The 10,996-nt window shown below is 61.3% G+C and carries 13 protein-coding genes and 1 pseudogene; all 14 read right to left on the minus strand.

The window, feature by feature from the left end; all coding sequences use genetic code 11:
* A pseudogene (locus tag EPD66_RS22955) lies at positions 1-490 on the minus strand (hypothetical protein); the annotation flags it as partial.
* Complete coding sequence (locus EPD66_RS24735; RefSeq protein WP_255448623.1) at positions 483-605, minus strand: hypothetical protein; 123 nt, start codon at positions 603-605, stop codon at positions 483-485. The pseudogene EPD66_RS22955 and the gene EPD66_RS24735, both read right to left, overlap by 8 nt.
* Positions 606-681: 76 nt before the next feature.
* Complete coding sequence (locus EPD66_RS22960) at positions 682-2,592, minus strand: DNA polymerase (protein ID WP_221931087.1); 1,911 nt, start codon at positions 2,590-2,592, stop codon at positions 682-684.
* Positions 2,593-2,759: 167 nt separating this feature from the next.
* Positions 2,760-4,238, minus strand: coding sequence for a DnaB-like helicase C-terminal domain-containing protein (locus EPD66_RS22965; protein WP_221931088.1), 1,479 nt, complete (start codon positions 4,236-4,238; stop codon positions 2,760-2,762).
* 185 nt (positions 4,239-4,423) lie between these two features.
* Complete coding sequence (locus EPD66_RS22970) at positions 4,424-4,678, minus strand: helix-turn-helix domain-containing protein (protein ID WP_142850900.1); 255 nt, start codon at positions 4,676-4,678, stop codon at positions 4,424-4,426.
* 120 nt (positions 4,679-4,798) lie between these two features.
* Entirely contained in the window at positions 4,799-5,269 is a 471-nt protein-coding gene (locus EPD66_RS22975; RefSeq protein ID WP_142850901.1) for an N-acetylmuramoyl-L-alanine amidase, read from the minus strand.
* On the minus strand, positions 5,250-5,699 hold the full coding sequence (locus EPD66_RS22980; RefSeq protein ID WP_142850908.1) for an endodeoxyribonuclease: 450 nt from the start codon (positions 5,697-5,699) through the stop codon (positions 5,250-5,252). The genes EPD66_RS22975 and EPD66_RS22980 overlap by 20 nt, the downstream gene beginning before the upstream one ends.
* The gene (locus EPD66_RS22985) at positions 5,644-6,300 is read right to left on the minus strand and encodes a DUF2815 family protein (RefSeq protein ID WP_142850902.1); all 657 of its coding nucleotides are present in this window, start codon (positions 6,298-6,300) and stop codon (positions 5,644-5,646) included. The genes EPD66_RS22980 and EPD66_RS22985 overlap by 56 nt, the downstream gene beginning before the upstream one ends.
* A 3-nt stretch (positions 6,301-6,303) precedes the next feature.
* Positions 6,304-6,531: a hypothetical protein gene (locus tag EPD66_RS22990; protein WP_142850903.1), complete on the minus strand. Its 228-nt coding sequence runs from the start codon at positions 6,529-6,531 to the stop codon at positions 6,304-6,306.
* Positions 6,524-6,685, minus strand: a complete 162-nt coding sequence (locus EPD66_RS24195) for a hypothetical protein (RefSeq protein WP_185961581.1) — start codon at positions 6,683-6,685, stop codon at positions 6,524-6,526. The genes EPD66_RS22990 and EPD66_RS24195 overlap by 8 nt, the downstream gene beginning before the upstream one ends.
* Positions 6,686-6,727: 42 nt before the next feature.
* Positions 6,728-7,000, minus strand: coding sequence for a hypothetical protein (locus EPD66_RS22995; protein ID WP_142850904.1), 273 nt, complete (start codon positions 6,998-7,000; stop codon positions 6,728-6,730).
* Positions 6,981-7,169, minus strand: a complete 189-nt coding sequence (locus EPD66_RS23000) for a hypothetical protein (RefSeq protein ID WP_142850905.1) — start codon at positions 7,167-7,169, stop codon at positions 6,981-6,983. The genes EPD66_RS22995 and EPD66_RS23000 overlap by 20 nt, the downstream gene beginning before the upstream one ends.
* Positions 7,170-7,209: 40 nt before the next feature.
* Complete coding sequence (locus EPD66_RS23005; protein WP_142850906.1) at positions 7,210-7,932, minus strand: BRO family protein; 723 nt, start codon at positions 7,930-7,932, stop codon at positions 7,210-7,212.
* A 138-nt stretch (positions 7,933-8,070) separates the two neighbouring features.
* Positions 8,071-10,674 (minus strand): DNA-directed RNA polymerase, encoded by a 2,604-nt coding sequence (locus EPD66_RS23010; protein WP_142850907.1) that lies wholly within the window; start codon positions 10,672-10,674, stop codon positions 8,071-8,073.
* Positions 10,675-10,996: the final 322 nt, after the last annotated feature.

A 10,996-nucleotide genomic window follows, 5' to 3' on the forward strand; every position in this document is an offset into this window, starting at 1 on the left:
TGCAGGGACGAAGCTCGGGGCAGAAGCCGTTGCGGTAGACGCACTCGGGGACCATGTGGTCGGCCAAGTCCGGGTCGATCTCGCGGATCGCGTTCCGCAGCTTGGTCCAGACCGCGACGGTCTTCCGGTGCGACTTGAGGCAGAGGCGTTTGCGGCTGATCTGGATGAGAGCCTGGGCGTTGATGAACATGCCGTGGTTGACCGGGGTATTCCGATCCACCTTCCCGGCCTCTTCCTTGGTCAGGTAGAGATCGTCCCGCATGGACTGGACGAAATGCTCGACCCCGTATTTGTGGCGGGCCAAGTGGACCGACACGAAGGAAGGGATGCCGCGTAGTTCGATCCAAAAGACACGGCAGCGGATCGGGCTATGCTCGGCGCGGTACATCCTTGCCAGGGTCACCCTGGACGACTGACCGTGCATGGTCATCTCGCAGGCGCGGCGGACCAGTGACAGGTCCGTCAGGGGGCGGACGACGATCTCAACCATCTTTCAGCCCCTTCAGGTGCCACAGATGGCGCAGCCCGGCGGGAGTGATCCGCCACATGCGCCCGTAGAGGCCGCAGGCGATCTTGGTGGTAATGAAGCCGTCACTCGCCGCCATTGCGACCAGATCAGCCGCAGTGCGGGCGAAATCAGACTTGGTGGAGAAGCCTGGGTTCCAGGCGCGTTCAAGAACGTCAGTGAGTCTCGGCCCAGGAGTTGCCGACTTGGTACTGGCCGTCGAGAGGACAGCCGAAGGAGAAGGACTCTCCTGCCTTGCGGATGGCCGAGACCGCCGTGCGTCCAACGTCATCGGCAATCTCCTCGTTGACTTCGATCTGCCACTCGTCGTGAACGTTCGCCACGAATTCGTAGTCGAGACCGGGGGTGAAGCCAGCGGCCTGAAGGCCTTGGTCGAGGATGACCAAGGCCCGCTTCATCAGGACGGCACCGGCAGATTGAAGTAGGGTGTTAAAGGCTGAATGGGCCGAGCGGCATTTCAACCGCCTCCCATCAAGCCCCTTGAGGTAGGTGCGGGGTTTCCCATTCTTGGCGATCCAACGGGACCGCTCCTCGCCTTTCAGCAGCTTCCCGTTCACCCGAATGTTCCCCTGCACCCGGTCCTTCACGGCGGTGATGACCTTCCCGAGAGCCGGGAGGTTCTTGAGGAATCTAGCGCGGGACCGCTGTCCGGCCTCGATGGCCTCCTTCCCTTGCGGGTGGCCCAGGATCAGCCCGAGCTTCTCGTCACCTGCCCCATAGATGAAGGCGTAGAACCAGACCTTGGCGATGTCGCGGCCTGACACATCTTTCCCAGCGACCGGATACTTCTGCTTCGGGTCCATCCCGAGGGCACGGCAGTTGACCGAGTGGATGTCGGTCCCCTTGGACTTGTCGCCTTCCAGGACGACTTTGACGTATTCGCCCTGGTCGTACTTCGCCATGTACCCAGCCAAGCAGCGCAGCTCCAGGGCGTCGGCGTCACAGCCCACCAGCCGCTTGCCCTTGGGCACCGTGAACAGCTCGCGGCAATCGTGGCCGTAGGGTGAGCCGCTGGACGGCACCTGGGCCATGTTGGGCTTTGAGTGGGTCATGCGCCCGGTCAGAGCGCCGTTGGTGATGACCTCGCCATGGATGCGACCATCGGCACGGACATGGCGAAGCCACGCCTCGTTGCCGGTGGAGAGCTGCCCGAGCCGCTTGTCCACTGTGAGGTACTCGGTGAGCAGCTTGGCCTCGGGCCAGGGCAGGCTGGACAGGATGGTTTCGTCCACCTTGTCCTTCCCGTCCGGGGTCTTCTCGGTCGGCTCCCAACCGCGAACGGCGCGGAGCCGCTGTGCGATGTGATCCCGACTGGCGGGGTTGAAGTGGACACGCTCGATCTTGGTGTAGGTCGCCCCCTCGGTGAGGTCGGGCTTCTTCGGGTCTTTGTAGCGGATGGACTTGAGCGGGGTGATCTCGCCTAGGACACGCCACCAGGAACCGAAGGCCTGCTTCAGTTCGGTGTCCAATTCGGTCTTCCGCTGGACCAGCTTGGCGAACAGCTTGCTGGCCCTCTCCTGGTCGAACAGGAAGCCGTGCTGTTCCTGTCGCCAGAGGATGTGCTGGACCTGATGCTCCAGCTCGATTGAGTCCTCGGGCCAATTCTTGGCGACCAGACGGTTCCAGAGGGTAAGGGTTACCTCAACGTCCTGCTCGCAATAGGACTGCATGGTTTCGGACCACCGATCCCATGGCCCTTTGAAATCCCCCTTGTAATTCCCCAGGCGACGGCCCCAGGCTTCCAGGGTGTAGCGCCCGATCATGTTACCGGGCAGCGTCCCCTTCTTCTGGAGCTTGAAGTCCCGCTCCCGCAGATCGTCCTTGGGGTAGATCAGACGGGCCATGACCAGGGTGTCGCGGATGACGCCCTTGGGCTTGAACCAGGGGTAGACCTTCTGGAGCGCCGGGATGTCGTACTTGATGATGTTGTGACCGGCGATGAGGTCGGCCCCCATCAGGGCGCGGAGGCCCTCCTCGATGGGGTGGTAGCCGTTGGTCGGCTGAACACCGCAGTGGATGGTGCTGTTGCCGGTCGGCCTCACGTTAGGCTGATCGCAGCAGCTCATACGCTCCCCGGTGTCAATGTCCTTGAGAACCAGGGAGTGGACCACCGACACCGCATCAAGCAGGCCGTTGGTCTCGCAGTCAAAAATGTAGCGTGGCATCGCCCTCCCTTAGAGTGGCTGGGCATTTGTCTCGTAGACGAGACATTTGCGGAGGTGGGACGGTTAGGTCAGAATTCGTCCTCGCCGTCGTCCTGCTCCCTCTCGTCCAGGGCCGGATGGGTTTCAGAGAGACGCCCGGTCTCCGGGTCGTACTTGAGATAGCAGGCCGGGCCGGTCTGGCCGGTAAAGCGGTTCTTGAGGACGCGGATCAGGGTGATGTTCGGGTTCTCCCCCTGCTGATCGCGCTCGGCTCCCAGGACGATGTCCGAGAGCTGTGCGATAGCGTGAGAGCCGCGAAGCTGGGCGAGGCTGGTCTTGGCCCCTTCCTCATGGCCTCGACCTTCGGGACGCTTGAGGTGGCTGACCATGATCATGCCGCAGCCGGTTTCCTGGATCAGGGTCCGCAGCTTTGTCATGGCAACGTCGATAGCCTTGCGCTCATCGCCGTCGTCCAGGCCCGAGACCACGATGGACAGGTGGTCCAGGATGATCCATCCGCAGCCGCAGCCCTTGACTAGGTAGCGGACCCGATTCAGCAGGTTCTCGATTTCGGTGGAGCCGAAGTGGTCATAAAGGAACAACCGGCCGGAACCGACCGTGGCTTCATAGGCGGCGCGGCGGGCCTCCCGCTCCTCGTCCGACAACTCAGACCAGGGCGTGAGGTCGAGGTGGATGGGTTTGTTAAGGGCAATCCCCATCAGGCCCTTGGCGGTGCGCTTGGTGGATTCCTCCAGCATCAGCATCCCCAGCGTCTCGCCGTCGCGGATCAGGTGGTGCCCAATCTCGCGGACGATAGCCGACTTGCCGATGCCTGAACCTGCGGTGACCGTGACCAGCTCTCTCTTGCGGAGACCTCGGGTGATCTCGTTGAGGCCGTCCCACGGGTAGGGCACGGTCTCGACCAGCTCGTCGTCATTGATCAGGCTGTCCCACAGGTCGGAGCCGCTGACGATACCGTCCGGACGATAGGCCTTGGCCCCCCAGATGGCGTCGATCACCTCGCCACCCTTGTTGGCCTGAAGGGCCTCGTTGGGGTCCTTGAAGGACGCCATGCGGGCGACCTTGCAGCGCCCCGGCGGGAACAGGGAGGCGCACTCCTCGACCGCCTTGCGGCCCGGCTCGTCGTTGTCGAAGAAGAGGACGATGGTGTCGAAGCCAAGCAGCCAGTCGAGGTGTTTGGAAAGGGTCTTCTTGGCCCCCTGCGCTCCATTGGGGATGGAGACCACAGGCCACTTGTTGTCCTGGAGCTGACTCACCGTCAGGGCGTCGATCTCGCCCTCGGTGACGACAATCATCTTACCCCTGTCGCGCCACAGGTGCTGGCCGAACAGGCCCGCCTGCTTGATGTCGCCCAGGACCCGGAAGTCTTTGTTGGCGAAGCGGACCTTCTGAGCCACCACAGCCTTGCCTTCGGGGTCCCAGTAATCGGCTACCTGGACGGTCTGACCATTGAAGGTGGCGACCCGGTAGCCGAACTTGCGACAGGTCGCCTCATTGATACCGCGCTTGTTGAGGGCGCGGACCTCACCTTGAAGAAGGTCGGACATGCGCTTGCTCTGGAGGCGGGATTGGGATGGGACCGAGTCGTCGCCTGGGTCGTAGTGACCGCAGCCGAAGCAATAGCCGTGACCATCCGAGTAGCGGGCCAGGTTATCCCTGGACCCGCATACCGGGCACGGCTCCTTGGCGACGAACTCTGAGGCCTCGCCGCCGGGACTCATGAGGCTCTACCTCACGCAGCGGCTTGACTACGGGCCAGCTTGTAGCGGGTGTACTTGCGCCCGGTCAGGGAATCCAGGGCACGCTCCCGTTCAATCTTCACGCCGACCTCCTCCAGGTCGCAGATGCGGCGGGACAAGGATGCGGAGGTGATGCCGAAGGCCCGCAGGGCGTCCAGCGCCGAGATATGTCCCAGGCGATTCATGTGATGGAAAATCTGATAGGCGAGGGGGGTGAGGGCGGAACGCTGGGCAAGCGTCAGATACATGGCTGTTTCCTTTCCAGTCGTCGGATGCGTAAGGACGCAGAAACGAAAAAGCCCCCAGCCTTATGGGCCGGGGGCGAGGTACTGAGAGGAGACGGAGGCTGTTAGGAGTGTAGGTGCAACCTAATCCAGTAGGCGGTTGCAGGTCGGACAGACAGGCTTGGACGCCTGTTGCCGGGAGGCCCACCAAGACTTCACGTCGAAGCACGGGCAGGCCTTGGCGACACCAGGGAAGTCCCGGTGCCCCAGGATTTCAGCGTGGGGGTAGCGGGTCAGCAGGTCACGCAGGAGTGTTTCCAGGCTGGTCCACTGCTCAGGCGTGTAGGTGTCCTTGGCGATCTTCGGGTCATCCGCGGAAACCCCGCCAATCAGGCAGATGCCGATGGAATTGGCGTTGTGGCCTTGGACATGGGCACCCACTTCGGCCTCGTCTCGGCCTTTCTCGATGGTGCCGTCCAGGCGGATGACATAGTGGTAGCCAATCTTGCGGAAGCCTTGTCCCCGGTGCCAGCGGTCAATGTCCTTTGCGGAAACGTCGCGACCTTCCGGAGTGGCCGAGCAGTGAACCACCAGCTTATCGACGCGGCGGCTCATTGATCCATTCTTCGGGGATGGTGCGGTCAGCGAACAGGAAGCCGTGCTTGAGGCACCAATCGGCGTAGGTGGTCTTCGACTGCTTGCTGATACGCTGACGCGAGTTGGAGAAGACGAAGCGGATATCCAGATCAGGATGCTGTTGTTTAATCAGCAGGTGCTTCTGTCGGTCTGCGGTGACGAACCTGCCCTTGGTCTCAATGATGATCCCATTGGGCAGGACGAAATCGGGGGTGTAGCGGGACATTCGGGCGGGCTTGGTATATGGGATGACGGTATCGGGGACCTCGTAGCGGACGGGGACCCCTCTGGCCTCCAACTCCGCAGCGATCTCCTCTTCTAGACCGCTGCGGTACCCATTTTTCAAGCCCGGATCAGAAGTCGTCGTCGCCGTCTTCGGCTTCCGAGGTTTCGTCCTCGTCGCCGTCATCGGCCTGACCCAGTTCTTCTTCATCGTCGGCGCTGTAACCGTCTTCCTCACCGAAGCCGTAGGCGCTGGCCGAGCGGCTACCACCGCCGGTTACCAAGTTGATGATCTGCACGGCCTCAAGCTGGAGCTTCACGCCATATTCCAGCTTGGCGTTGACCCACGGCTCGGCGGTGAAGGCGATCACCAGTTCCGAGCCTCCATAGATGTTCGCCTTGGACGGCTTGCCCTTGGCGTCGAAGATCGGGATGGTCCGCGTCCAGGGCTTGCCGGTCTTCTTGGACACGCCCGAGGCAGTGGACTTGAACTTAAAGACGACCGCTCCGGTCTCGTTGCCTTCGTCGTCCACTTCCGGGTCGAAGGGCATGTCTGCGGGCTTGGCCGTCTTTCGCTTGGCCTTGGCCTTCTCCTTGGCTTCGGCCTCGGCTTCCTTCATCGCGGCCTCGATGACCTCGATAGTGGCCTGGGCATCGTCGCCAGGGACGGTGAGATTGGTCTTGTAGATACCCTCGGCCTTGAACTTGGTGTCCGGGCGGTTCAGCCAGGGGAACCCGGCGATGCCCCGAACCTTGTGAACAGGCCGCTTCTGCTTCTTGTCGGCCATGACTTAGACCTCCATCAGAGTGACGGTGACTTGATCCCCTTCAATGACGTCATGCTCGACTGCCGAGTCGATCAGGTCCTGGACCAGCTTCAAGGCAGCCGGGTCGCTCACCTTCACCTCCACATCCAGCCCCAGCAGGGCGGCGACGGTGATGTGCTGGACGGTCTCGACGGCCAATTCGTGCAGGGTGCCGGTGCCTTCGGTCGAGAAAATCATGTCGTTGTCATACATGGGACGGTTCCTTTTGTGGGACGGTCTGGCGGCGATAAAAGCGTTCGAGGGCAGGCACGTCATAGCCCTGCTCGGCCAGAGCCGCGAAGATGGTCAGCGGGATCGGCTTACCGGCTCGCCAAAGGGCGATGGCGGTCGAGAGTGTGCTTTGCATGACAGTCCTCGGGGGTTGATCAGGAGTGTAGGTGCAACCTAATCAGGCCAGCTCGTTGGCGAGGTATTGGCGGATGGCTGCAAACTGCGGCACCAAGCGGTTGTCCGCATCGTTCATCAGGTTCTTGGTGACGGTGAAGGCGTCCTGAGCCGAAACGCCATAGCGTTCGCAGATCAGTAGAAACAGCGCAGCGGCAGTGGCGATGTGGAGGCCGGGCCGCTGGTCCGACTGGAGCCGGTCGATCAGGGCGAAGGTAGCGTTGGCGACGTGGTAGCTCGGGATGTTGTTGAGGCTGTCAGCGACGACGCTTCGCATGGGACTTCCTCGGCTTGCGCTTGCGTTCAGGTTGGCGGGGGAACAGGGCGTCCCGCACCAGAGCAGCCATCGCATAGCGCTGGTTACGGTCCAGCCCGGTGCGGTCGAAGGTGTGACCGTCGATGACGACCACGTCCTCCGCAGCGTTCATGCGGATCGTGAGCTTCATGTCGATCTCCGGGATTGGTCAGAGTGTAGGTGCAACCTAATTAGGCGAGCGAGGCAACGACCTCCTCCAGCAGAGCGCGGGGATAGACGTTGACGTAGACCTTGATGGTCTTGCCGCTCTCGATCACCTTGTCCCGCTCCTGCTTCTCCAGCTTCAGGCCTCGCTCCTTGGCGAGACGGCTGGCTTTGGACGCGACCCGAGCACGGTAGGACGGGTCCCAATACTGGTGAAGGAGGGCGCGGAACTCGTCGATGGTGACGAGGTTCAACTCGGTCTCGATGATCGCCGCCAAGGTATCGCGCTCGGTGGTCAGTCGGTCCACCTTCCGCTTCAGCACCTCGAAGGCGCGGAGGACCAAGGCGTCCTCGTCCATCTCGCCGGTGACCACCTTCTCCTCGCCCAGGATGTAACCGCCGTCCTTGCGGATGGCCGGGAGGACGACCTTGGTCACCCAGTCCTGGAACGGCTTGGCCTGGGGCTTGTCGCTCCGCATGACCAGCTTGTAGAGGCCGCTCTCGGAGATGAGGGCGACCACGGGAACCTTGGGACCGAAGAGGTCGGCCAGTCTAAGGTTCTTAGCCTTAGACACCGGAATGTTCTGCACTTCGCTACGGTCCAGCTTAGCGGTGTGGAAGGACGGGTAGCCTTTCAGGCCCAGGACGATACACACATCCTTCGCCACGAACCACGGCTCGCCGTCGATGGTGACCACGCGGATGGAGGAGGTGTTGAAGGTGAAGGTGGACAGGTTGGTCTTGGTCATGTCGTCTTTCCTTGACTTCGCCGCCACTCAAGAGCGGTCAGCGGTTCTTCACGGTGTAGGTGCAACCTAATGGGCGGGCGGATATGTCTCGTGGACGAGACACATCCCACCCACGATACAATCCCACTAGTGGGACGATTAGGCGAAGAAGAAGGCAGACTCCTCCACTAAGGTGACATCGAGGTCGCCTTTGTCAGGGAGCTGCGGGAGCTGCTCAAGGAGGTCATCCCCGAGCATCGACGCCACGTCCACTCGGAATTCGGCTAGGGGATCACTCTCGGTGTAGAGCTGCACGAAGGCCTTGCGGAGGCAGGCCCCCATCAGTTCTACGTCAGCGGCCACCGTGCCGTAGCTGTCATGGACAAGGGCGAAATGACGGATGCCGTTGTCCCTGGCAAGGTTGACGTACATCCGCAGCGCCGTGGCATCCATCGAGTGGACCCAGTTAGGAGCAATGCCCTGTGCCTGACGGCGTTTGTCGATAGTGGGTAATTCTTCCTGAAGGGTCAGGTACACCACTTCCCCATCCAGGATGGTCTTTACTCGGGTCGCTTTGGTCTCCTTATAGGCCTGCTGGACCAGGAAGCCGTCCGGCGTGATCCAGTTGATGGGCAATCCTTCGGTCGCGGCTAGACGGGCACATTCCTTGAGCCAGTCCATTCCGATCCGAGCGGCCTTGACGACTTTCCCAATGGCCTCCCACACGATGGGTTGAAGGAACAGGCTGGCCTCGAAAATACCATCGGCCTCCTGGGGATGGTCCTCGATCCAGCGGACGGTGCGGAACGGATTAGCTTCATTCCAGGCCTCTTTGTAGGGGATGCCTCGTTCCACCGAGGCGATGCGGGCCTTATCATCCAGCTTCTCCCGAATGGCCTCTTCAATGAACTCCCGGCAGGAGAACTGCGTTGAGCCGTAGGGAAGGGTCATCACCGAGCGCTTGGTTATTTTCCGGTCAACGCCAAAAGCCAGCCATTTCTGTGCCATATCCGATTCCGTCCCAGTTCTGGGATGATTTAGGCGCAATTCGTCCACGACTACCTCTGCGACCCTGGCATAGATGTCCTGGGGCAGTTCGGAGGGGAGGAGGTTTACCGCTGCGCCTCCTACCGGGTCCCGAAGAGCGGCGCTGTAGTGTTGGAGACCATTACAGGACCCATCAAGGGCAATGGGAAGCGAGGAAACATACCCCCACCCATGTTCCTGGAATGCTTGCCATTCCATACAGAAGGCCAGGAATTGCCAAGGTTTATCTGCCTTCGTCCAGAAGTCCAGCCCAACCCCAAGCGGGTCCAGCGCGGAGGTGAGGATGGCGTCCTCGTTCTCGTCCACCCACCCGATGCGGTCCTCCAAGCAGGCCTTGTCGAAGCCGAAGAGATTGGCCCCGTGGATTGCGAGCCAACCTGCCGCCGCAGCGTCCTTGATCGGTTTACCGTCCGCAAAGGTCAGCAGGGCCTTGGCGTAATCGGGACCCTGCGGGTTGAGGAACATCGGCACGGCATAGGCCCGGCCTCGGAAGTCCATCTGGTGCGGAAAGTAGATGCGCTCATACACGGCGAACTTCTCGGCCATTTCGATGGTCTTACGGACCTGGATACGTTTGGATTTGAGCTTGGTGTTGATCTGGTGGACCAACGCAGCCTCCTTCTTCCATGCCTTGAATTCCGTCCCATGGCGCTGCATCCAGGCCTCGACCGCTTGAGTGTTCTTCTCCTTCCGCCACTGCGTCAGGAGCGCACCCTCACGGAGGAGGCATAGAGGCTTGGCCGGTTCCGGAATGGCCTCTTGTGGGGGCAGCTTACCGATCTGGAGACCGCGATCCCAAGCCTCCCGCAGCACGGCGAGGAGACGTCGGTTGATGCGCCAGGGCGTCTCCTGCATGGTGTTGATGGCCCGGTACACCTCGTCCATCGGAAGGTGTTGCAGTTCTTCCAGATAGTTGCTGTTGCCGGTCTTCACCAACGGCAGCCGCCGCACTAGCCCAGACCAATAGCCGCCGTTGAAGGGGGTGGTCCAGCGCTTGGGCGGTACGACGGTCGGCCACAGGTGGGGCGTCAGGATTTCCATACGCTCGTTGACGTTGGCGATCTGAGCCATCGTCTGTTCCGATGCCACGACGTAATACACCGTGTTCCGTGGCCCGATGGTGTGGCGGGTATAGTCGATCAGCCCGGTGCTGGACCGCAAAATGTCCAAGAGCTTCTGACCCAGGTGCAGTTTGTCTTTCTGCGGCCAGTTGTCGTGGGCGATCCCCGCCCGGTTCGCCATCAGGCGCATGATGACCTTGGACCGCTCTCGGCTCGACCCAGCGATCTTCTTCTCGGTGATTTTGAACTTCTCGTTCTCCTTGGCCCGGAACTTCTGGAACCACACCTCATCCTCAATGGCGGTGGCGATACGGATTGCCGCCCGCTGCCGGGTCTCCTGCTTCGTGATGCTGTCCAGCACGGTCTTGAGGGTCAGGTAGGAGATGACCTCGGGGTCAAGCAGCTTCATGTACTTGACCGAGGAGTGGTGCTTACCGGCCTTCCCTGTGCTGGCTCGCCCGACGAAGGACTCGATGGCTTGGCTCATGGGGAGGACCAGACACTTCAGCAGCCATTGACCGTAGCCGGTGCTGCTCTCCTCGCCCCTGGCCTTCGCCTCATCAATCAGCCGGTAGAAGGCCTCACGGCCAGCAATCATCATCTCCTCTTCAAGGCAGATTTGAGTGTCCATCAGGGGATTCTCGTACTTACCCATGATCTCTCCTCCTGTGTCTGAAACCTGTACTGGTCTGCTCGCGGGAGGTCCCGGTGTAGGTGCAACCTAATCGGCGGGTTCGGTCACATCTGTGACCCAGCCGTGTGTCCTGGGGGCTGGTCATCGGACTGGAGGCGCAACCTAAACCCCCGCTTAGGACGCTATTCCCCCGCTGTGACGGGCACAAAATCCGGCGTCACAAAATCGGTTGCAGAAGTGGGACGGTTAGAAAAAACAAAAACCCCAGGCAGAAAGCCCAGGGTTTCTCAGCATTTCAGGGACCGTTGCAGAAATGGGACGGGGTTGGAAGCGATTTTGAGTC

Source organism: Telmatospirillum sp. J64-1, from assembly GCF_006980715.1.
Classification (GTDB): domain Bacteria; phylum Pseudomonadota; class Alphaproteobacteria; order Rhodospirillales; family Magnetospirillaceae; genus Oleiliquidispirillum; species Oleiliquidispirillum nitrogeniifigens.